Origin of the sequence: Ensifer sp. R-19 (assembly GCF_049905105.1) — a bacterium.
Classification (GTDB): domain Bacteria; phylum Pseudomonadota; class Alphaproteobacteria; order Rhizobiales; family Rhizobiaceae; genus Ensifer.
In genome coordinates this window covers 535,625-557,984 of sequence record NZ_CP184571.1, presented here as the reverse complement: position 1 = coordinate 557,984, position 22,360 = coordinate 535,625, and the positions used below count along the sequence as shown (strand labels likewise).

The following is a 22,360-nucleotide window of genomic DNA, read 5'->3' as shown; positions in this document are numbered from 1 at the left end:
GTTCACGTTTGATGTTGAATGTCCGGTAGCGCGACGGCTCAGACGAAGGCGCTGAAGCCCGAAACCGCCTTGCCGACGATCAGGTTCTGCATTTGGAAGGTGCCTTCGTAGGAGTAGAGCGCCTCCGCATCGGCAAACAGCCGCCCGACATTGTTGTCGACGATGATGCCGTTTGCGCCGCAGATCTCGCGGGCCCAGGCAACGGTTTCGCGCATCCGGGCCGTGGTAAAGGCCTTAGCCAGCGAGGCATGCTGGTCGAGCAGCTTGTTCTCGTCCTCGATCTCGGAAAGCCGCAGCATCATCGATTGGCATGCCGTCACGTTCGCCAGCATCCGGGCGATGAGATCCTGCATCATCTGGAAGGCGGCAATCGGTTTGCCGAACTGCAGCCGCTCCTGGGCGTATTTCAGCGCGGCTTCGTAGGCGCCCATCTGAACACCCGTTGCCATCCAGCCGACGCCGGACCGGGTAAGACGCAGCACGTGCGCCGTGTCGCGGAACGAGTTCGCATTCTGCAGGCGATTTTCTTCAGGAATCCGGCAGTCCTGCATGGTGATCATACCGTTCTGGACCACCTTGAGGGCCATCTTGTTCTCGATCTTTTCGACGCTGAAACCGGGCGTCGTCTCGTTCTCGACGATGAAGCCCTTCACCTGATTGTCAGCGACGTCGCGTGCCCAGATGATCGAGATGTCGCACCAAGGGGCGTTGCCGATCCACTTCTTCTGGCCGTTGAGGACCCAGTTGTCGCCATCGCGCTTGGCGGTCGTGGTCAGCCCACCGCCGGTTCCCGAGCCGACCAGTGGTTCTGTCAGGCCGAAACAGCCGATCTTTTCCAGACGCGCCATGGTCGGGAGCCATTTCTGCTTCTGCTCCTCCGAGCCGAGGACAGCGATCGACCCCATGGCAAGGCCGGTGTGAACGCCATAGAAGGTAGCGAAGGAGGCGTCTATCCGGCACATCTCCATGATCAGCATGCCGCGAAGCTTGTAGCTGTAGGCGTCACCGATCCCGCCGATGTCCAGTTTCTTCAGCGGCTCGATCAGTTCAAAGGGAAAGGCATCTGCGACCCAGTACTTGTTGATGATGGGCGCAACCTTCGTCTCCATGAAGGCGCGCACCTTGTCCAGGATCACGCGCTCGTCGGCGCTCAAGGTGTCCACGATGTTGTAGAAATCGCCATGGGGGGTCGGCAGCGGCTTGTGCTCGGCGGCCTGCTTTGCGAGGTTTGCAGAAGGCATCTCGGTCTCCATCTCAATGCACCGCTGCTAGTTCGGCTGATTGCCTGGACGGTGCGGTTGACGCCTGAAGAAGATGACAAAGCAAAGCGTCAAATTCCATGACACAAAGGTATCGATTATACTTTAGTATTTCGACAAAAATACATTAGTACCAATATTTATCTGAAAATAAATCGAGACATTAGAAGACAATATTTCGATTTTTCGATGGGTAATATTGGAGGCGGCACGCTCAGGCAGTTCAGCGTCGAGCTGGCACCCAGCGCGATCACAGGCGTGACGACGTCACGCCGCAAGCGACGCACGACAGATACGTGGCCTGCCCAGACTGAGGATGGCTTGACCGGACCGGCTGGGAGGCGCCGATCCGGTCACCGGGCTTACGCGCGGATGAAGGCGAGCAGATCGGAATTGATCGCGTCGGCGTTCACTGTGCACATGCCATGCGAAAACCCGGGGTAGACCTTGAGTGTACTGTTCTTGAGCAACTTGGCTTGAAGCAACGACGCGTCCTGGTAGGGCACGACCTGGTCGTCGTCGCCTTGCAGCACCAGTGTCGGTACCGTGATTGCCTTCAAGTCATCCGTCTGATCCGTCTCCGAGAAGGCCTTGATGCCGTCGTAATGCGCCTTGGTGCCCCCCATCATGCCCTGGCGCCACCAGTTGCGGATGATGCCATCCGAAACCTTCGCACCGGGGCGGTTGAAGCCGTAAAACGGCCCGGAGGCCAGATCGAGGAAGAACTGCGGCCGGTTGGCGGCAAGCGCCGTTCGGAAGCCATCGAACACTTCGATCGGGGTGCCGCCGGGATTGTTATCGGTCCTGACCATGAGCGGCGGAACCGCGCTGATGAGGACGGCCTTTGCGACCCGGCCTTGCGGCTGGCCATACTTTGCGACGTAGCGGGCCACCTCGCCTCCTCCGGTCGAATGACCGACATGGACAGCTTTTTTCAGGTTGAGGTGCTCGGCCACCACAGAAGCATCCGCCGCGTAGTGATCCATGTCATGGCCGTCGCCAACCTGTGTCGAGCGACCGTGCCCACGGCGATCGTGGGCGACGACGCGAAAACCCTTCTCGAGGAAGAACAGCATCTGCGCGTCCCAGTCGTCAGAGCTGAGCGGCCATCCGTGATGAAACACGATCGGCTGGGCATCTTTCGGCCCCCAATCCTTGTAGAAAATCTGAACCCCGTCCTTCGTCTCGACGAACGTCATGGCGTCGCCTCCTTGATGTTGAAGTGATGAACGCGCCGTCGTGCTGCGGGCGATCGTGATTGAGGGCGCGAGCAACGGCACGGAAGCGGCAGCAGCGCCGATTGCGAGAACGGTTCTGCGAGAGAGCGTTGTCGTTTCGTCATCTTGCGGTTTCATGCGGGTCTCCCTTGAAAAATCGAGCATGGTGTCACGGATGCCCGGATCTACGCATCACGCCGGATTGGGCTTGCGCGCGGTCTCGAGCGATGAAAGTGCTATTGTTGATGCGTCGGCGCGCAACCGCGCGAAACCGTCAGTCCCAGAATCGGCGATGCGCCTCGCGGTAAGCGTCGGAGCGCGACAGAGCGAGATCCTTCAGCTGATCGTCGCTCATCGCGAGCAGCGCTCTGCGGGAACGGCGCTTGTCGATTTGCGCTCCCAGCCTTGCCAGCATGGACAAGATGGAGAGATGTGATCCGGAGCGCCGCAAGATGTCGTCATTCCGTTCCCGTGCCACTGGATAGTAGTCTGTTTCAATGGTTGTCATAGTCGTATCCTCGGTTCCAATTACGCCGCCTAATGAATTGCGCCGGTGGAACGAGGATGGCCATTGCACGATGGTATGGCCGATACTTTCGGATGTGTGCGTAGTTGCTCAACCACCGCCCGCATCGACACCAAGGTACAATAGACGTCGGCGGAAACGGTTCTTAGGCTCAGGCTGAGCTTGAAAGGATGGCTATGGACACCGATCCGAGCGGCGTACTGAACGCACTCCCGATCATGGCGCTGACGGCCCTGCCGGATGGAACCATCGATTTTGTCAACACGGGCTGGACCGATTATACGGGCCTCGGTCCGCAGGACGGTAGCGCGTGGCACATGGTCATCGCGGTCAATGATCTCCCCCAAGCCCTTGCTGAGTGGCAGACGATCCTCACGTCCGGGCAGCCCGGCGAGTTCGAGACTATCATCCGGCGTTTCGACGGACAAAAGCGACGGGTTCTCATTCGATGCAACCCAACGCACGATACCGACGGCCGTCGCGACAAATGGTATCTGGTAGCCACCGACATTGAGGATTCACGGCGTGCCGCGCATACGTCGAGGCAACACAACATCGACTTCCAGCGTGTCGTCGACAGCATTCCGTTGCCGGTCGCCGTCACAACGCCATCCGGCGAAGTCGAGGGACTCAATCAACCTACGCTCGACTATTTCGGGAAGACCTTCGAGGAGTTGAAGGACTGGAAAGCCTCGGAAGTCGTGCATCCTGATGACCTGCAGCTTACGATCGAAGCGCAGATTGCCGCGCATCAGAAGGGAAGCTCCTACCGCGTTGAAAGCCGGCATCTGCGTGCAGATGGCGCTTACCGCTGGCACAGTGTTCACGGCCTGCCGCTGCGCGATCGAGAGGGGAAGATCCTCCGCTGGCTGCATCTGCTGATCGACATCGACGACCGCCGGCGAGCCGAGGAAGCGCTGCGGGAAAGCGAACGCAAGGCGCGGGCCGTCATCGACGGCATTCCGGGCTTTGTGGCCATCCTGACACCTGACGGCAAGACCGACGTCGTGAACCAGAGAATGGCGGAGTATCACGGCCAGACGCCCGAACAACTGAGCCAGTGGGAGACGAACGGAACGATACATGACGATGATCTTCCTGCTGTGACCGAGATCTTCAACAGGGCGATTGCCACCAGCATGCCCTATGACATCGAATACCGATTGCGGCGCGCCGATGGCGTCTATCGTTGGTTTTCGAGCCGGGGCGTGCCTCTTCGCGACGATGCTGGAAACGTCGTGTGCTGGTATGCCCTGCAGACAGACATCGAAGATAGAAAGTGCGCCGAACAGGCCGTTGTGGAGCGCGAGCGCGAGCTGAGGCTTACGCTCAACAGCATCCCTGTCCGGGTCAGCATCTACGATGTCAACGGTGTCAGACGCTCCGCCAACAGGCACGCGATCGAGTGCAGCGGCCTACCGGGTGATGCGGATTGGAGAGAGCTTTACCATCCGGATGATCTGGACGCAGCCAAGAAGCAGTGGCGCCGGTGCCTGGAGAAGGAGGAGCCCTTTGAGCGCGAGTATCGCGCGCATATGGCTGATGGCACCTATCGTTGGCATTTGTCGCGCCGCGTGCCGATGCGCGACGAAAACGGTAAAGTGGTGCAATGGTTCGGCGTCAGCCACGACATCGAAGATCTGAAGCGAGCCGAGCAAGCCTTGCAGGAGAGCGAGCGCAACCTGCAGCTCACAATCGACACCATCCCGGCGCTCGCCTGGGCGGCGCGCACAGACGGAACCGCAGCCTTTCTCAGCAAGCACTATCTGGACTATATTGGCATGTCGGCAGACGAGGCACGAGACTGGGGCTGGGCTTCGGCCGTTCATCCTGATGACATGACGGCACTGACTGCGATCTGGCAGTCGGCCTTGGGGTCCGGCGATGCGGCCGAGGCAGAAGCTCGCTTACGCCGCTTCGACGGAGAGTATCGGTGGTTTCTGTTTCGCGTTAATCCGCTGCGTGACGATCAAGGCAACATCGTCAAATGGTATGGGGTCAACACCGACATCGAGGACCGCAAGCACAGCGACGAGATCTTCCGAACGATCGTGGAGACGACCCCCGACTGCGTGAAGCTGATCGCACGGGACGGGACTGTTCTGCGCGTGAACTCGGCCGGTGCGGCCATGGCCGGCGTACCCTATTCGGGCCAGGTGATCGGTCACAACTTCTTCGATTTCGTCGCACCCGAGCATCGCGAACGGTACCGGTCCTTTCACGATAGCATTTGCTCGGGGGAGCGTGGCGTCCTGGAATTCGACCTGATCAACGCGCTCGGTATTCGGCGCCACATGGAGACGCGCGCCACGCCCCTGCGCCGCAGCGACGGATCGATCGCGCAGATGGGGGTCACGCGGGACATCACCGAGCGCAAGCGCACCGAGGACAGATTGCGCCGAAGCGAAGCGTTCCTTGCCGAAGGTCAGCATCTGGCTCGAATGGGCAATCTTTCCTGGAAGGTGGCGAGCGGCGAGATCGTCTGGTCGGAACAGCTATATCGCATCTTCGAGTTCGAACCGGATACGGCTGTAACGCTTGACCGGATTGCCACCCGGGTGCATCCCGAAGACATACCGCAGATGGCGGACATGATCGAGCAGGTGCGGCGCGGCAGAAGCGATTTCGAGTATCAGCTGAGGATCGTGCTCCCCGACGAAACCATCAAGCACCTGCATCTGATTGCACATCGCGTCCACGACCAACAGGACGAGGCCGAATACATCGGGGCAGTCCTTGACATCACCCAGCGCCGGCTCGCGGAAGAGGCGCTTGAGAAGCTAAGATCCGAACTTGCGCAGGTCAGCCGCTTCGTCAGCCTCGGCACTCTTACGGCCTCGATCGCGCACGAAGTCAACCAGCCGCTGTCGGGTATCATAACGAATGCCAGTACCTGTCTCCGCATGCTCGCTGCAAACCCACCGAATGTCGAAGGCGCCCAGGAGACGGCGCGGCGCACGATACGTGACGGCAAGCGCGCGGCGGATGTCATCGCCCGTCTGCGCGCGCTGTTCGCCAATCGCGCCGTGACCATTGAAACGGTTGATCTGAACGACGCCGTACGCGAAGTCGTTGCACTGTCGTTCGGCGATGTGCGACGCTATCGGGCCACCCTTCGAACCGACCTCGACGAGAATTTGCCCAAGGTTTCCGGAGACCGCGTCCAGCTGCAGCAAGTGATCATGAATCTCTTGCGCAACGGCGTCGATGCCATGAATGCCGTCGAGGGACGCCCGCGACAGCTACAAGTCATTACCGCCCGCGAGAATGAGGGACAGGTTCGTCTTTCAGTGCGCGATGCCGGGGTCGGGTTTGCTCCAGGGGAGAGCGAACGCCTGTTCGAAGCATTCTACACCACCAAGAGCGATGGCATGGGTATCGGTCTTTCGGTCAGCCGCTCGATCATCGAAAGGCACAATGGCCGGCTGTGGGCTGAAGCCAATGAAGGACCTGGAGCAACATTCTCGTTTTCGATTCCCTGCTCCCTTGGGGATGCGATGTCTGAGCAATATGGGACAGCGACCCGGGCGGCGGCCCGTGGCGGCTTCCAAAACATGCAGCGGAGTTTTCATGACAGTTGCGAATCCCCTGGTCTCGATCGTCGATGACGACGAGTCCGTACGCGAGTCTTTACCAGATCTGGTCAAGGAGCTCGGCTTCAACGCCGAGGCGTTCTCGTCGGCCGAGGAGTTTCTTGCATCCGAGCACGTCCACCAGACCAAATGCCTGATCCTCGACGTTGCGATGCCCGGCATGACGGGGCCTGACCTCCAGCGCGAACTGACACGCCGGGGCCAGGGGATCCCGACGATTTTCATCACTGCGCTCAAGGACGACAGGGTCCGGCCGCGCCTCATCGAACTTGGCGCCGTCGACTGCCTGTTCAAGCCGTTCAGCGATGACGCGCTTCAGGAGGCGCTGAATGTAGCGCTTCACCTAAACTGACCCCGCGGCTTGATGGTCGCCTGGAAAGAAGGAAGACTGCGATGATTACAGGCTTGTCGACATCCACCGGCGGCTCGCAGAGCCTTGTCTCGGTGCCAACGGAAACACCGGTTGTGTTCGTCGTCGACGACGATGTTTCGGTGCGCGATTCGCTCGAATTGCTCATCCGCTCTGCGGGTTGGGAACCACTCTTGTTCGATTCCGCCAGGCAATTTCTGTCTCAGCCGCGCGCATGCGTTCCGAACTGCATGGTCCTCGATGTTAATCTTCCTGATCTGAGCGGCCTGGATCTGCAGAAAATGATTTGCGTCGAACGGACCGAGATGCCGATCGTTTTCGTTACGGGATACGGTGACGTTCCGATGACCGTGAAGGCGATGAAGGCAGGCGCCATCGAGTTCCTGACAAAACCTTTTGACGACCAGTCTATGCTGAAGGCGATCGAACAGGCCCTTGCACGCAGCACGGTTGCACTTGCCCTCGATGCCGAGATGCGGATGCTGATTAATCGTCACGCATCGCTGAGCCGCCGCGAGCAGGAGGTGATGGCGCTTGTGATCACAGGCCTGATGAACAAACAGGTCGCCTACGAACTCGGCATCAGCGAGGTCACGGTCAAGGCGCATCGCGGCAAGGTGATGGAGAAGATGCAGGCGCGTTCCTTCGCCGAACTTATCAACATGGCCAGCAAGCTCGGCTTAGGAGACCAGCCGAACACCGGCTAATTCTCCCGGAACCACCGTCGTGCGATGAAACTCTAGAATCGGACGGCGTCCGTCACGGCCCCAGCGGCACCCGCCAGCCGCGAACTTGCCCAAAAATTCGGGACCAGTCTTGCGACAACGGCCAAGTGCCTTCGCACTGAAATCGCCGTTTGCTTGCCGGCGTCTTGCATTCCGGGCGTGCGTCCCCGCAAGACCTCTTACTCCGCTCGGCCCGGTTCGCGCGAGCCGTTGGCGCTCACACCAAGGTATTAGCGATACGTTCGTGTAATTGTTTTTAGAGCTCCGTAAGTCGAATTCTGATGGCGACGTTTATCCTGAAAGACAAGCGTGAGATGACAACGGCTCTACCCCTATCTTTTTGGCAACGCGCCACGTCCAACGTGCTACTGCCGCTCGGGATGAACTGGGCGTCCATCGGCTTCGCGGTGCGCACGACCGCGGCATCGCTCACCGCCCTTTACATCGCATTGGCGCTTGACTTTGGCGAAGCCAAATGGGCCGCAATGACCGTCTGGATCGTCGCCCAGCCGAACCGTGGCATGAGCTTGTCCAAGAGCCAGTATCGCCTCGCCGGCACGCTGGCCGGCGCATCGGTTGGTGTCACGCTGATCATCGCCTTCGACCAAATGCCGGAGATGTTCTTTCTGGCGCTGGCACTGTGGCTCGCCCTGTGCACAGCGATATCAACTGCCCTGCGCAATTTTCGATCCTACGGCGCAGTACTCGCCGGTTACACGGCGGCAATTATAGGCATTGCCGGAGCAAGCCAACCTGCAGCCCTCTTCGACATAGCGGTCGCGCGGGTTGCCTACATCAGCCTTGGCATCGCCGTCGAAGCCGGCTTCACAGCAATTTTCTCGCCCGGATCGCCGCTCCAGACAATCGAGCAGGGCCTGGCCAATTTCCTGCAACTGGCCATAACCACGACTGCTCGCACCTTGCGCGGCGAAGACACGGGCGCAGCGTCCAGAAGCGTTTTTGCCAACGCGGTCGCCTTGGATGCCGCCGGCGAATACGCCGCGGCGAGTTCGCCGGTAGTGCGTCGCTATATCGGTCACCTGCGCGCCAGCATTGCGTCCGCTCTGGCACAGATCGTCGCGGCCCACGCGGCAAGGAAATGCCTCATCGAACTTCGAGACGCCGAGCGGTGCCTGGCAGCGAAGTTGGCGAGCGCAGTAGCGACCATCGGGGATCGTCCTCTGGACGCGGCAAACCAACTTGAGAAGATCCGCAACCAGATCCATGGCTTACGCGATACGCGAGCCATGCCCCGGTCAAACGAGATCACTGCGATCCGCCTGCCAGGGATAACCGATCGGCTTGAGCTTCTGCATTTTCATGCCGAAGAAGCGCTGAGCCGCATGACGCTCGGCGGCGATCGAAAGCGGCTGACCCCGCGGACGCGGTTCGCATTCCACATCGATTTTACCGCGGCCGCACTCAATGCCGCGCGCGCTTTCCTTTCACTGCTTGCAGCAGCGACCTTCTGGGTGGAGAGCGCATGGCCCTCGGGTGGCTCTCTCGTGGTGACAGTCGCCATTGTCACCGGTCTGTTTGCATCGCGCCCCGACGGCATTGCTGCCGGCATCGGGTTCATCAAGGGCGCGGCCACCGCTGTGATAGTCGCAGGGATCTGCAACTTCGTGATTTTGCCTGGCCTGTCCGGCTTTGCGGCACTTGCTGCAGTCACCGCGCCGTTTTTCATCCTGGGCGGCATCGGCATGCGCGCGCCGACGATCGCCGCTCCGTCAGCGAGCTTCACGCTCTTTGTATGGGATCTGATCGCCCCGGACAACGCGTCTCGACCCGATTTTGCTGATTTCGCGAACGGTGCGTTGACGCTGCTCATTGCGATAGCCTGCGGCACGCTTATGTTCGCACTGATCTTCCCTTACCGGCCCACGGTTGTGAGACAGCGCCTTCTGGGTGCCGCCCGCCGAGATTTGAAGACGATAGGGGCGAACCGATACCGGTCGACGCCGCAGGAATGGCTCAGTCGTGCCGCCGATCGAATTGGTCGACTTGCCGCTGCAAGCGTCGCTTCGTCGCCGGAACTGCGCGAACGCGAATATCGCGGGTTACTTGCCAATACGATCATGGGCCACGCGGCGATCGCTTTGTTGGACCTATCGAAATTTTACGATCCCGCCGCCTCGCGAACCGTAGGCAGTGTGGTGCGCAGGCTCGCGAGTGGCAGTTCGATTAAGCTTGATGCACAAGCCTCGCGAGCCGCTGCGCGCTTGTCACGCATGGCGGCCGACCCTATGCGTCCTGTCGCCGAGCGGCGCCAGCTCGCACGTGGTGCGGTCCACTGCGAAGACCTGGCGCGCGCTTCTGCAGAATATTCGCGCTTCCTTGCACCCGCAGGAGGCTCGTCATGATTTACCGGGAACTCGACATCTACGGCGTGCTGTTGCCGGGACTGCTGGTGGTGGCCTTGAGCGCACTGATTGCATCTATCGTGCTTCGTCGCGCATTTTCCCGCTTCGCTTTGGACCGGTGGGTCTGGCACCCCGAGTTATTCAATATCGCCATCTTCGTTCTTGTGCTCGCTTCGCTTGCACAAGCTTTACCCTAAATCCGGAACTCGGCCATGAAGAGCATCTCTGCCACTGCTTTCCGCGTCGCCATCACCGGCGTCACCGTCATTCTGGCGGCTTTTGCCGCGTGGCGCCTTTGGGACAACTATACGACGTCACCCTGGACCCGGGACGCGCGCGTCAGAGCCGATGTCGTTTCGCTTGCGCCCGACGTCAGCGGGCTCGTCGATAGCGTTGCGGTCGACGACAATGCCGTGGTTCGCAAGGGCGACGTTCTCTTCACCGTCGACAGGAGCCGGTTCACGATAGCTCTTGAGCGGGCAGATGCCGCCGTCGATGCGGCCGAGGCGACCCGTGATCGGACTGCAACCGACCTCGTCAGGACGGAGAGGCTGCTCGGAACCGCGACGACCGAGAAGCAGCGGGACGAGGCCCGCGAGAGCGCTGCCAAGGCGGATGCGGACTATCGCAGCGCAGTTTCGCAACGTGCTGCCGCCGCGCTCGACCTAGAGCGTGCGCAAGTGCAGGCACCGCACAATGGCGTCATCACCAACCTCTCGCTCCATGCAGGCGACTATGCCGTTGCCGGGAAAGCCGTCATGGCTCTTGTCGACAGCGACACATTCCGGGTCGAGGGCTATTTCGAGGAGACGAAATTGCCGGGCATACGGATTGGAGCCGCAGCCGAGATCAAGCTACTGGGCCGGCCCTCCCCCATAAGCGGGCATGTCAAGAGCATCGCGGCTGGCATCGAGGACCGCGAGCGTTCCGATACAACAGGCAGCCTTGCCAACATCAATCCGTCCTACAACTGGGTCCGCCTGGCGCAGCGGGTCCCGGTGATCATCTCTGTAGACGCGCCGCGCGACGGAACACCGCTCGTCGCCGGCCTATCGGCCACGGTGGCCATCAAGCCTTGAGAGCGCGCGGCCGTCAGCAGTGGATTGCCGTCGCGCAGGTTTGATTATCTCCCGGATTCGCTGACCTGACGGAGCCTTCGCCGATGGGACGCCGCTTTCGATCGCGGCGATGGTGACGGTTTCGGATTTCGTGAGGTTGTCTCAGCTGGTTGTTAAAGGCGAGCAATCGTCCTGGCTGAGGGAGTGCTGGTCAACGATTCCGCATCCGCCTCGTCGGCCCGCGTCACGACCCGGCGCGAACGGGGAAAGCGCCGTGTTCTCATACGCCGCCATGGTCAGTGCCTTTCCGCTTGCCGGCAGCCCATTGTCGAGCCATTCCAGATTCATTTCCAAAGAACTTTCTCGGGATCGAAATACATCGTTTCGTTGCCCTCTGAGTACCTGGCGGACCAAGCCGCGGCTATGATCGGTGCGGCGCACGATTTCCTTGATCGTCATGCCATCCTTTGCCAGTGCCATGATAGCCGCGTCGGTCTGTTCCCGTCGGATATGCCCTTCGTCTTGAAGGCGTTCGGCCGCAGTCAGCAGCTTCGGATCGACGCGCGTTGCGCCGGGCGTCTTGCGGATTTGCCGCGTCGATTTGCGGACCGCGTCCAGGGATGCGCGGCTGGCATTCTCCATCCAATGCCATCGATCAGCGACTGCACTGCATCAGGTATCGCCGTTGCGGCCGCCAGCCCGTAAGCGCCGCCACGGTCGCGGGCAACGATTTGGATTTTGAAGTTCTGCCGCAGCCAAGCCTCCGCCGTCGCTGGCTCGCGGTCTGGCAGCAGACCGACCGGCTGCATAGCGACTTCGGACCGTTCGAGACATTCGTCCGCATGCTGGACAAGCCGCCGTTGCGCTGGATCGGGAAAGCAGGATGCAGGTCTCATCGCCAACGCGCGTGATGCGTTCAGCCATGAAGCCAGCCGGTACCAAGTCAGAAACGCAGAGCTTAGTGCCCATCATGCTGATTCCTTGGTGGACCAGCAAAGCAGCATCGTTACAACTGCATCAAAAATGAGTCAGAGCCAAATTTGCACGCCGAAACACAGGCGAGGGAAGGACAGCGCCAGTACCTCGAGCCCCACGAGGGCCGGAATAGAGGCTCGAAAAGCTCTTAGAGTTCTCCAAATCCGCCATCGACTACCAATTCGGATCCCAACATATAGCTCGACGCATCGCTCGCCAGGAATAGGACCGCCGCCGCAACCTCTTCGGGTTGGCCGAGACGCCCGATCGGAATCCGTTTACTCGCCCCTGCGAGATAGTTTTGGAATTCGGCTTCGCTCTGACCCGGATGTTCGGACTGGCCGACGCCGCGGAGAAGCGGCGTCTCGACAAGGCCGGGGCTGACAGCATTCACGCGTATACGCCGGCTGAGCAGTTCTGCGGAAAGGGTTCGAGCAAACGACCGCACCGCCGCCTTCGATGCCGACAGTATCGCGCGCCCAGGCAAACCAACATGATTGAGCCACGCGGTGTTCAAAATGATGGAGCCGCCCTCTCGGATGAGAGGTTCCACCGCCTGGATCGAAAAGAAGACCGATTTCACATTCGTATCCATCAGGCGGTCGTATTGATCCTCGTCTGTCGTGGTCAACGGTGTCACATAGGCGATACCTGCATTGGCAAAAAAGATGTCGAGCCCACCGAAAGCTGCTTTGACCCCGTTTGCCATGTCCTGAAGCGCGCTACGCGACAGGACGTCCGTCTGAAATGCGACGACGTCTGCCCCGATGCTCGCACGCGCCTTCTCAAGGGATGTTGGGTCGCGACCTGTTATCGCGACGCGCGCGCCGTTCTCATGAAGGAGCCTGGCTGTCGCGAGACCAATGCCGGAGGTTCCCCCTGTGACGAGTGCTGTCTTTCCGTTTAGCATTTTCCATTCCTTTCGGGCGGCCGATCGCTGTCCACGTTCGGGCTACAGGTGGGAACGGAACCATTCGATGGCGGCTCCGGACGCGGTTTCGATTTCGCGGTCGTAGGGATCGAAGTGCCCGCCTTTGAGCATCACGAGGCGCTTGGGGTGCAGAGCACGCTCGTAAGCCTTCAGTGCAAGGTCGGTCACCGCGATATGGTCGTGTTCGGCAACGAGCATCAGAAGCGGCGTCGGCGAGACGCGATCCACCCATTCGCCCGGAGCGTACATTCGAGCCCAGCGGGTCGAGCGCAGGGTCACCTTGTTCTCCCACAATCCGGGAGGCGCCTTCTTCAGATAGTAGTCCACTGCATCGGTTGCCTTGTAGGACGAGTTCTGCGCTGTCTCGGGGCTGACGATCAGCTGTGTCGCCAGCGGTTCCCCCCGAAGCTGCGCACGATCGTCGGCGGCGAACAATTCCTCGAGGTGGGAGACGTTTTCCGGAGAGACGCGGCGCAGGCCCGCGGCATGTCCATCGATTGTCGGAACCTGCGAGACAATCGCTTTCAATCGCCGATCTGTCGCACCGAGAACAAGGGCGTGGCCGCCTGCGAAGCTCGTTCCCCATAGTCCCACGCGGTTCTCATCCACTTCCGGCCTGTCTTGCAGATAGGAGATTGCTCGACGCCAGTCGGTGATCTGTTGCCAGGGATTGATGTCGTGCCGCGGTTCGCCGCCGCTTTCGCCGAAACCCCGGTGATCGTGCACAAGCACGACGAATCCGGCCTTTACAAAGGCTTCGGCTATGGGTTCGATGCCATGATATTTCGTGCCGGCGTATCCGTGCGCCATGGTGATGGCGGGAAGAGGCTGCTTATGCCCCTCCGGAACGAACAGCCACGCGGAAAGCTCGATTCCTCCCTCGGCGGGGAAGCGTACGTCGTGTTTCTTGAACATTAATCGAATCCTTTTCACCGGTTCAGAGAAGCCAGCAGCGGAGCCAGAGCCAGCTCCGCCTCTCGTGTCTGGAACCCTCGTTCGAATGCCTTGCGCATCTGCAACTGAGCGGTTTCATCTCGCACACGCTCGCCAAACAGGTCGGAGTCATGTCGGAATTCCTCGACGGAGGCGAGCGTCACTGCGTTCACTCGGTCCTTGATCACTGCACCGCCTGCGACGGGGAAGCGTGCGATGCGATGTGCAAGCTTCGACACAAAGTCGGCGAGTTCAGAGGCTGGCAAGGAGCGATTGATCCAGCCGTATCGTTCGGCTGTCTCGGCGTCGTAATCCTCAGCGCCGAGCAGGATCTCCAGCGCGCGCCCGCGTCCGAGAAGCCGGGCCAGGTGCTGGACACCGCCGGCGCCGGGAATGAGACCAAACGCTGCTTCGATTTGACTAAATACCGCCGTCTCACGTTCTGCGAAACGCATGTCGCATGCGAGGACGAACTCGCTTCCAGCTCCTCGCACGCGGCCTCTGATCTCTGCGATAGAGATCAGTCGGCTAGCGCTCAGGTATCGGAAGAGCAGACCGATTGATGGCTCGCCGGTGAGCCTGGCGGCTTCGGCGCGGTATTCGCTGACGCGGGTAACGTCGACATGCGGAATGAAGTATTCGGGATCCGCGCTGCGGAAGACGACCACCCTGATGGCCGGATCCTTCTCGGCGCTCTGGATGAGCGAAACGAGATCGCGAACCAACTCGGGACCAAGCAGGTTCATCGGTGGAGCGTCGATGTCCGCAAACAGGACGCCTTCCTCGATCTTTGTCTTGATGGTTTCGAAGTTCATTGCAGTTCTTCCTTCTATCACGTGTGACCGGCCTATGTGGCCGCGTATTCATCGAACCTGGTCGTCCAATTCACGATGGGCAGTGGCGATCCGGAGGGCATAATGGGAGGGTTACTCGCCAAGTCATCGAGTGCTCGGAGGGGCTAGATCTCGCTCATGCGAGATATCCCGCCACTCCGTCCCAAAGCAGCTTCACAGCGGTAACGACCAATAACCCGTAGCAGATGCGGTAGATCTGGCGCTGGTCCAGGACACCGTGTAGCCGCCAACCGAGCGACACCCCGCTGGGGACGGCAAGCAGACAGATTGCCATAAGTTCCCAGAGTTCGGCCGAGGGCCTTGCTAGCAGCAGCCATGGAGCGGCCTTGGTTGCGTTTCCGACGGTGAAGAACATGCTTGTCGTCCCCGCGTAGATCTCTTTGGTGAGGCCGAGGGGCAGCAGGTACATCGCAAGCGGCGGTCCGCCGGAATGCGCAACCATGGTCGTGACGCCCGAGGCAAGGCCGGCGGTGATGGCCTTGGACGTCGAACGTGGACGCGTGATGACATCGGCGCCTCTCACAAGCCATAGACCGACGAAGATCAGAGTGATCACAGCCATCATAATCGCGATCGCGCGGTGGTCCAAAGCGCGGAACAGCAGGTAGCCGCACCCGATCCCGAGCAAGAGCCCCGGCAAGAGCAGCACGAGGTCCGGCCTCGACCATGTCGAGCGCTTGAAGTAGCGCAGGGCGTATAGATCCATCGCGATGAACAGGGGAGCGAGCAAGCCTCCGGCACTGACCGGATCCATTACGAAAGACAGCAGCGGTATGCCGATGATGGAGAAGCCGCCTCCGAACGCGCCCTTCATGAAGCAGATGAGGAACACGCCCGCGAAGGCGACGAGGATAGTGGTAGCTGTCAGTTCCATGTGACTTGCCTTAAAAAAAGGGCGCCAATGACTACGTCAGATGTGCCGAGTTCTCACCGCAGCCTCTGCTGACCTGCCGCGCACAGCAACGATGTTGAAGAGTGGCCCATCGGCCGGGCCTCGCTGATCGAGGCATCTGGTCTCGCGAACACACAGGCGTGTCGCGGTATTAAGCGCTCGCGCCTAGGCCGAAACGCTAGTCTCGCCGAAGCGTTCTGTCGTTCGAAACTGTTATCAGCCCGAATGCCGCCGCCCGGATCTCCGAACGCGCGAGGCCAATATCCCGCAGTTCGTCACCGTCGAGTTCCCGAAGCCGGGCAGCGCCGGCACGACGACTCAGATGGCGCATGATCACTTTCCAAGGTGCACTTAAGATCCGAGAGGATGAAGCGAGGCTTTTTGAAACCTCGCGTCGGTTTGTTGTGATTGATATGCTTCCAGACATTTGCCTTCTCCAATGCTTCTCCATTCCGACGCGATGGCGTCGGGCGGACTGTCGAGTTCCTGCATGGCGTAAGGTTTAGAGGCCTTCGCCGTTTCTGGTACAATGCATTTGATGTAGGTAGAATGTTCCGATATAGATGTCGGTGCAATCGAAACATTGAACTCGGAGCAATAAATGTCGCGATCCGAATATCTGAGGCTTGCCGACACCGTTGCCGCCGAAATAGCCGACGGCACTTTTCGACCCGGCGATCGCCTGCCTCCGCAGCGTACCTTTGCCTATGAGCGCAAGATTGCCGTGTCGACAGCAAGTCGCGTCTATGCCGAACTCCTGCGCAGGGGACTCGTCGTCGGTGAGGTCGGGAGGGGTACTTTCATCTCTGGCGAAGCGAGGCGAGGCGTTGCCGCTCCGGGTGAGCCCCGTGGCATCCGTACCGATCTCGAGTTCAACTATCCGATGCTTCCCGAACAGACTGCGCTTATTGCGAAATCCCTAGCAGGGCTGGAGCAAACTGCCGCCTTGGATGCAGCGTTGCGGCAGGCGACCAGCATTGGCACGCCGTCGATCAGGAGGGTCGCAGCCCTGCACTTATCTAAAGGCGCATGGACCGCCGACGCTGGCCAGTTGATCTTCACTGGCAACGGGCGGCAAAGCATCGGTGCCGCATTGGCTGCTGTGGTCCCCACCGGCGGTCGCTGCGGCGTGGAAGCTTTGACTTATCCGTTCATTAAAGGCATAGCCGCCAGGCTGGGGATCACATTGGTACCATTGGCGATGGATGGAGAAGGCGTGCGGCCGGACTCGGTGCAAAGGGCGCACCGGGAGGCCCACCTTGCAGCCATCTACGTTCAGCCCGCGGTCCAGAATCCATTGGGTACGACAATGTCGCCAGCGCGACGCGTCGATCTTGTTCGCGTCGTGGAAGAACTCGGTATCCCTATCATCGAGGACAATGTCTACGCCTTCCTTGATGATGTGCAGCCCCTTGCTTCTATTGCTCCGGACACCTGTATCGTCATTGATAGCCTGTCCAAGATGGTGGCGCCTGGATTAACTCTCGGCTTCATTGTGTCGCCGCGTCATTTGCGAGAAAGTGTCATGGCCTCGGTGCGGTCGGGCGGTTGGACAGCATCCGGATTTGCCTTTGCTGCCGCCGAGCGGCTGATGGGCGATGGCACCGCCGCCGAGCTCGCAAGACTGAAACGTATCGATGCACTTGCGCGTCAGAAGCTGGCAAGCGAACGTCTCGCGGGGTACGAGATACAATCTCATGCGGGATGCTATCATTTGTGGCTGACGCTGCCATCGCACTGGCGATCGCAGAGTTTCGTCGCGGCTGCCGCCAGACGTGACATTGCATTGACGCCTTCTACGACGTTCGCAGTCAACTCCGGCCACGCGCCAAACGCCGTCAGGCTTGCGCTGGCGGCTCCCACGATGGACCAGCTTGATGCCGGACTTGGCGTGCTGGCCTCCATGCTCGGTGTTGGCGAGGACAATTTCGACTCAACCGAATAGCGGAATCCTAGCAAGGCGAAGCTCGAGCAAGAGAGACAGGACGATCTTGCCAGGAGACACGAGCATTTTCGGTCCGCCCACGCCACTGGCTTTGGGCTCTTTTGGTGAAGTCACGGGGTCAGATGGCGACCGATCAAAGTGACCACCAGCCTGTTGAAAGCGCGCCTAGTTCGCGGATGCCGCCTCTTCGATGATCTTGGCTACCGCTTTCGGATGCGAAACCATCACGACGTGCGAGGCGCCCTCGACGACTTCGGTTTCACGCGCACCCGCGCGCTCGGCCATGAAGGCCAAAGCCTTTGGTGGGATCGCCGTGTCGTGGTCGCCATAGACGAACCAGGATGGAATGGTCTTCCACGCAGGCTCGCTGGCGGCTTCACCAAAGGCGATGTCCGTGATCGGGCGCTGTGTGACCGAAGCCAGTTTCGCCGCCGCTGCCGGAAGGTCTGGCGCGAAGGCTTCTCTGAACTTGTCCTGCTGGACATAGAGATCGTGACCGCCCGCTGCCAGCGGAACTGGCATCAATGCCGAACCGAGAACGCTGCCGGGGAACTTGGTATCGAGGGCGCCGGCGTTCTCGCCCGCTTCCGGTGCAAAGGCCGCGACATAGACCAGAGCCTTCACATTCTTCTCCCCATTTGCAGCATTGCTGATCACCATGCCGCCATAGGAATGACCGACCAGCACTATGGGGGTCTTGATGGTATCGAGAAGCGCGCGTACGCCATCGGCATCGCTTTTCACGCTGCGCAAGGCATTGGGGGCGGCAATGATGGGATAGCCGTCTTTCTCGAGAATGGCGATGACTCCATTCCAGCTCGACGAGTCTGCAAAAGCACCGTGCACAAGCACGATTGTTGGCTTGGTGGGCTCTGCCGCTGCCGCCGTGCTCGCCAGCAGCAAGCCAGCCATGATTGTGGTGATGATCTTCATTTCGGTCTCCTTTGAGGGTTCCACGCGATTATACGATGCCCGCATGCCTTGGCTGGAGCGGGCCATGCCTTCGGCGCTCTGTGGATCAGACGGGGTTGAAGTGCCCGTCGCCCCGCTATCCGTAAAATGCGGAGTCGTCCGGAAAACCTCAGGTCCCTTGCGAGCCACATAGAGGATGGCTTCCGCGCTGCAGAAAGAAAATCATACCTAGGTCTTGTCGAGACCTAGGTATCATGCCGACAGGAGACGGGAATTGATGCCCGTGGCAGCTCGGCGAGGCAGCAGCCGCCGGATGCTCTAGCTAGCATGCGAGGGCCACCGATGGGGGCCGACGGCTTCGAAACTCGGCCGCATGAGACTCACACCTAAGGATGCGTTGCGAGCCATAGGTGCGAGGCTTAGGTGAAGGGTAGCTAAATTATCGCTGGTACACGAGATGAAGATTTCAGAACTGTCCTCGACGCAAAAGGTGCGCTCGATGAAGGGCTCAGCAAGACCAATACGCCTTGTAACCCCTGCCAACTCCAACATTCCAAGTCCGGTGCTGCCCATGAGCCTGCCGATCAGTCAAGAGGCCCGGCCTCGTCCGTCATGGCGTCCGTCGCAGTGATTGTCCTGAGCGTTGTGTTCATCGTTTTCGCGATGGCGGTGATCTTCGGTCCTGATCGTTTCGGCGAACTTAGCGACATGATTTCGAGCCTGCAATTCAGACTGACAAGGTGACGCTGCGCATTGCCCCTTCGATTTTGTCACGACCTTCAGACGTTTTTCACACCATGGTATCATGGACAGCGGAGATGGCCCCTCCTAGGCTTCTCCCAAGACCTGAAGGGCATGCCATGGAGACCGATCAGAGAGACGTACTCGATGCACTCCCTGCCATTATCCTGTCGATGGACATGAACGGCGAGATCAAGTTCCTAAATCAACGGTGGATGCAAAGGGTCGTCGGTTTATCCGACGCCCACGAGACGAGTCTCGAATGGCGGGATCTCATCGATCCCCGCGACCTCTCGAAGGTTTTGAAGCATAGCAATCGATCAGGGCATCTCAGAAGCCAGGCGAAGTGGAAGTGCGCATCCGAAACCTGAACGGCGACTATCGCTCTCGTCTACTCCAGGTCAGTCCTGCTGAGAGCCGCCATGAAGTCGTTCCCGGGCGGTACGTGGTGGCGACAGATGTCGAAGATCTGCGACGCGCCGGCGAACGGCTGCGCCGCAAGGCGATCGAGTTCGAGCAGCCGGAAGGTCAACCGTCCCCTCTTGATCTCGCAAGAGCTGTTTAGACTGCTCCCGAGCAGCCGCTACCTTCGAGGACCTCGGGCCGTTCCGACTGCGCGGCGTGCGGCGCAGGAAGCGGCTGCACGCCGCGCGAAGGGTGCAAGCCTGACACCTAGAGTTTCATTTGATACATTTATGCGATCGTAGACGCACGAAACCGGAACAAGCAGTGTACAGGCGGCGCCGTCGAGACAGTTTCATCACTGGCATTGCCGTGTAGCCGCCGGTCCTTATCGCCATGGCGTCCCGGAGGCTGACGCTTTCCGGTAAAGGCACCAGCCAGTCTCCACTCACACGCGCCCTGGCCGCCAGTCCACCCCACAATGCCGTTCCCCAACGCCCCAGCCGTTCAGACAACCCGATCACCCGGCTCAAAGGCGGAATTGGAACTTTCGGCAACGACGCCCTCAAAATCGATCCCAGGCACCATCGGGAAACTGCGACCACCGGCGAGGCGCCGGTGATCGCAAGAGCTTCCTCCTGCCCGCTGTCGGAGTTCTCGATCAGGACGGCGTCAAACATCTGAGCTTCCCATTCTTGCCTACGCGACTTTCTTTGCGTTGGGCGTAGAGCAGGCCACTTGCGAATTGACCATGGCGTCAACCGCTTGGGGCAGCGTCAGCACACCTATGGCCTGACCGGCGGCATCGACAACGGCGATCTCGTTTTCCCCGGCCAGCGTCATCGCTCTTGCGGCTTCCTCCAACTTCGCGCCGGCCGGCACCGAGATCTTTAACTCACGGGCCGAAGCATTCAGCGCGGTGGCAACCGTCTCAACATTGATGACGCGGGAACGGTTCACCTCCCGAACAAAGTTGGCGATGTAATCGTCGGCAGGGTTCATCACGATGTCCTGCCCGGTGCCCTGCTGTACGACTTCTCCATCCCGCAAAATCGCAATGCGATCTCCAAGCCTGAGCGCCTCGTCAAGATCATGGGTGATGAATACGATCGTCTTCTTGATCTCCTTCTGTAGATCGAGGAGTACGGTCTGCATGTCGACGCGAATGAGCGGGTCCAGCGCAGAAAACGCCTCGTCCATCAGCAGGATCGGCGCATCGTTCGCCAGCGCACGGGCAAGACCGACACGCTGTTGCATACCGCCCGACAACTGATTGGGATATTTGCTCTCGAAACCCTTGAGTCCGACACGTTCGATCCACCGCATGGCGCAGTCGACCTGCCGGTTACGAGGTGCCCCTTGTATCTCCAGGCCATAGAGGGTGTTTTCGAGAACGGTGCGATGCGGGAGAAGCGCAAACTTCTGGAACACCATGGCGGTCTGATGCCGACGGAACTCACGCAACTGCACGGCATCCATCTTGACCACATCCTCGTCGCCGATGACGACCTCGCCTGACGTCGGATCGATAAGGCGATTGATGTGGCGGATGAGCGTGGACTTTCCTGATCCCGAAAGTCCCATGATCACCTGAATGCCACCAGCAGGCATCGAGATGTTGATGTCTCTCAGACCGAGGACATGGCCATGTTTTGCGTTCAATTCCGTCTTCGTAACGCCTTGCTCGACAAGCTTTACACAATCCGCACCGTTGGGGCCGAAGATTTTGTAGAGCTTTTTGATTTCGATGCCGAAGCCACCAATTTTTTTATTACCCATGAACCACCTCCCGGTGCTTTTGAAGGCGCGCACCAAAGGCTTGGCTGACGCGGTCGAAGATAATGGCGATGCCGACGATCGCGAGACCGTTGAAGATGCCCAGCGTGAAATACTGGTTCGAGATCGCCTTCAGCACCGGCTGTCCAAGGCCCTGAACGCCGATCATCGAGGCGATGACGACCATAGCGAGCGCCATCATGATCGTCTGGTTGGTGCCGGCCATGATGGTGGGGAGCGCAAGCGGCATCTGCACGTTCTTCAGCTTCTGCCAGTTCGAGGAACCAAAGGCATCGGCGGCTTCGAGTACATCCTTGTCAACGAGGCGGATGCCGAGATTGGTGAGGCGGATCATCGGCGGGATGGCATAGATGACCACCGCGATGAGGCCCGGAACCTTGCCGATGCCGAGCAGCATGACAACCGGAATGAGGTAGACGAAGCTCGGCATGGTCTGCATGACGTCCAGAACCGGATTGACGATATTCTGCACCCTGTCCGACCGGGACATTGCAATACCGATGGGGATACCGACGACGATCGACAGAACCGTGCAGACGAAGATCATCGAGACCGTCTTCATCGTATCGTCCCACATGTCGAAGTAGCCGATGAGCAGAAGCGTCACGACCGTTCCCGCGACGATCTTCCAGTTGCGGCTGGCGAACCAGGCGACGGCGGCGATGAGCAAGAGGATGATCGGCCAGGGCGTCTGGGTCATGAAGCGCTCGGACCAGATCAGAAAGTGCTGTAGCGGCTCGAATATTGCTTCAAGACCGTCCCCATAAGCCCGCGTGAAACCGCGGAACCCTTCGTCGATCGCCTTCTTGAGATCGCGTAAAGACGCATCATCCATGTGCGGAAAGCTGAACAGCCAATCCAAAATCT

20 protein-coding genes and 2 pseudogenes are annotated in these 22,360 nt (G+C 59.8%); 8 read left to right on the top strand and 14 right to left on the bottom strand.

Annotated elements, in window-relative coordinates; all coding sequences use genetic code 11:
* Positions 1–38: 38 nt before the first annotated feature.
* The 3 genes from ACN9MO_RS33145 to ACN9MO_RS33135 form a co-directional block, all read right to left on the bottom strand.
* Positions 39–1,241, bottom strand: a complete 1,203-nt coding sequence (locus ACN9MO_RS33145; protein ID WP_112996610.1) for an acyl-CoA dehydrogenase family protein — start codon at positions 1,239–1,241, stop codon at positions 39–41.
* Positions 1,242–1,621: 380 nt separating this feature from the next.
* A complete protein-coding gene (locus ACN9MO_RS33140; RefSeq protein WP_425989388.1) occupies positions 1,622–2,458 on the bottom strand; it encodes an alpha/beta fold hydrolase in 837 nt (278 codons plus the stop codon).
* Between the two features lie 292 nt (positions 2,459–2,750).
* A complete protein-coding gene (locus ACN9MO_RS33135) occupies positions 2,751–2,984 on the bottom strand; it encodes a DUF1127 domain-containing protein (protein ID WP_425988645.1) in 234 nt (77 codons plus the stop codon).
* A 194-nt stretch (positions 2,985–3,178) separates the two neighbouring features.
* Here ACN9MO_RS33135 and ACN9MO_RS33130 point away from each other — a divergent pair, with 194 nt between their 5' ends.
* From ACN9MO_RS33130 to ACN9MO_RS33105, 6 genes are all read left to right on the top strand, one after another.
* A complete protein-coding gene (locus ACN9MO_RS33130) occupies positions 3,179–6,610 on the top strand; it encodes a PAS domain S-box protein (RefSeq protein WP_425988642.1) in 3,432 nt (1,143 codons plus the stop codon).
* Entirely contained in the window at positions 6,573–6,947 is a 375-nt protein-coding gene (locus ACN9MO_RS33125) for a response regulator (RefSeq protein WP_112996577.1), read from the top strand. The genes ACN9MO_RS33130 and ACN9MO_RS33125 overlap by 38 nt, the downstream gene beginning before the upstream one ends.
* A 41-nt stretch (positions 6,948–6,988) precedes the next feature.
* A complete protein-coding gene (locus ACN9MO_RS33120; protein WP_112996578.1) occupies positions 6,989–7,672 on the top strand; it encodes a response regulator transcription factor in 684 nt (227 codons plus the stop codon).
* A gap of 299 nt (positions 7,673–7,971) precedes the next feature.
* On the top strand, positions 7,972–10,053 hold the full coding sequence (locus ACN9MO_RS33115) for an FUSC family protein (RefSeq protein WP_425988638.1): 2,082 nt from the start codon (positions 7,972–7,974) through the stop codon (positions 10,051–10,053).
* A complete protein-coding gene (locus ACN9MO_RS33110) occupies positions 10,050–10,250 on the top strand; it encodes a DUF1656 domain-containing protein (RefSeq protein ID WP_425988636.1) in 201 nt (66 codons plus the stop codon). The genes ACN9MO_RS33115 and ACN9MO_RS33110 overlap by 4 nt, the downstream gene beginning before the upstream one ends.
* A gap of 15 nt (positions 10,251–10,265) precedes the next feature.
* Positions 10,266–11,132, top strand: a complete 867-nt coding sequence (locus ACN9MO_RS33105) for an efflux RND transporter periplasmic adaptor subunit (RefSeq protein WP_425988633.1) — start codon at positions 10,266–10,268, stop codon at positions 11,130–11,132.
* 144 nt (positions 11,133–11,276) lie between these two features.
* Here the strand turns inward: ACN9MO_RS33105 and ACN9MO_RS33100 are convergent.
* The 6 genes and pseudogenes from ACN9MO_RS33100 to ACN9MO_RS33075 all read right to left on the bottom strand — a co-directional run.
* Positions 11,277–12,080 (bottom strand): annotated as a pseudogene (locus ACN9MO_RS33100) (transposase); the annotation flags it as partial.
* Positions 12,081–12,234: 154 nt separating this feature from the next.
* Entirely contained in the window at positions 12,235–12,996 is a 762-nt protein-coding gene (locus tag ACN9MO_RS33095; RefSeq protein ID WP_112996581.1) for an SDR family oxidoreductase, read from the bottom strand.
* Positions 12,997–13,038: 42 nt separating this feature from the next.
* The gene (locus ACN9MO_RS33090; protein ID WP_425988630.1) at positions 13,039–13,932 is read right to left on the bottom strand and encodes an alpha/beta hydrolase; all 894 of its coding nucleotides are present in this window, start codon (positions 13,930–13,932) and stop codon (positions 13,039–13,041) included.
* Between the two features lie 14 nt (positions 13,933–13,946).
* Positions 13,947–14,765 carry an enoyl-CoA hydratase/isomerase family protein gene (locus ACN9MO_RS33085; RefSeq protein ID WP_112996583.1) on the bottom strand — a complete coding sequence of 273 codons (819 nt, stop codon included), beginning with the start codon at positions 14,763–14,765 and terminating at the stop codon, positions 13,947–13,949.
* A gap of 154 nt (positions 14,766–14,919) precedes the next feature.
* Positions 14,920–15,678: a sulfite exporter TauE/SafE family protein gene (locus tag ACN9MO_RS33080; protein WP_425988625.1), complete on the bottom strand. Its 759-nt coding sequence runs from the start codon at positions 15,676–15,678 to the stop codon at positions 14,920–14,922.
* Between the two features lie 196 nt (positions 15,679–15,874).
* Positions 15,875–16,027: a hypothetical protein gene (locus ACN9MO_RS33075; protein WP_425988622.1), complete on the bottom strand. Its 153-nt coding sequence runs from the start codon at positions 16,025–16,027 to the stop codon at positions 15,875–15,877.
* A gap of 270 nt (positions 16,028–16,297) precedes the next feature.
* On the opposite strand from ACN9MO_RS33075, the gene ACN9MO_RS33070 reads away from it, so the two are divergent.
* Positions 16,298–17,641: a PLP-dependent aminotransferase family protein gene (locus ACN9MO_RS33070; protein ID WP_112996586.1), complete on the top strand. Its 1,344-nt coding sequence runs from the start codon at positions 16,298–16,300 to the stop codon at positions 17,639–17,641.
* A 165-nt stretch (positions 17,642–17,806) separates the two neighbouring features.
* Here ACN9MO_RS33070 and ACN9MO_RS33065 read toward each other — a convergent pair whose 3' ends face one another.
* Entirely contained in the window at positions 17,807–18,574 is a 768-nt protein-coding gene (locus ACN9MO_RS33065; protein WP_112996587.1) for an alpha/beta fold hydrolase, read from the bottom strand.
* A gap of 839 nt (positions 18,575–19,413) precedes the next feature.
* Between ACN9MO_RS33065 and ACN9MO_RS33060 the strand changes: the two genes are divergently transcribed.
* Positions 19,414–19,665: a hypothetical protein gene (locus ACN9MO_RS33060; protein WP_112996588.1), complete on the top strand. Its 252-nt coding sequence runs from the start codon at positions 19,414–19,416 to the stop codon at positions 19,663–19,665.
* A gap of 20 nt (positions 19,666–19,685) precedes the next feature.
* Here the strand turns inward: ACN9MO_RS33060 and ACN9MO_RS33055 are convergent, their stop codons facing one another.
* The 4 genes and pseudogenes from ACN9MO_RS33055 to ACN9MO_RS33040 form a co-directional block, all read right to left on the bottom strand.
* The gene (locus ACN9MO_RS33055; protein ID WP_425988617.1) at positions 19,686–19,826 is read right to left on the bottom strand and encodes a hypothetical protein; all 141 of its coding nucleotides are present in this window, start codon (positions 19,824–19,826) and stop codon (positions 19,686–19,688) included.
* 235 nt (positions 19,827–20,061) lie between these two features.
* A pseudogene (locus tag ACN9MO_RS33050) lies at positions 20,062–20,376 on the bottom strand (alcohol dehydrogenase catalytic domain-containing protein); the annotation flags it as partial.
* Between the two features lie 19 nt (positions 20,377–20,395).
* Entirely contained in the window at positions 20,396–21,475 is a 1,080-nt protein-coding gene (locus ACN9MO_RS33045; protein WP_112996589.1) for a quaternary amine ABC transporter ATP-binding protein, read from the bottom strand.
* A complete protein-coding gene (locus ACN9MO_RS33040; RefSeq protein WP_057251574.1) occupies positions 21,468–22,355 on the bottom strand; it encodes an ABC transporter permease in 888 nt (295 codons plus the stop codon). The genes ACN9MO_RS33045 and ACN9MO_RS33040 overlap by 8 nt, the downstream gene beginning before the upstream one ends.
* Positions 22,356–22,360 lie beyond the last annotated feature (5 nt).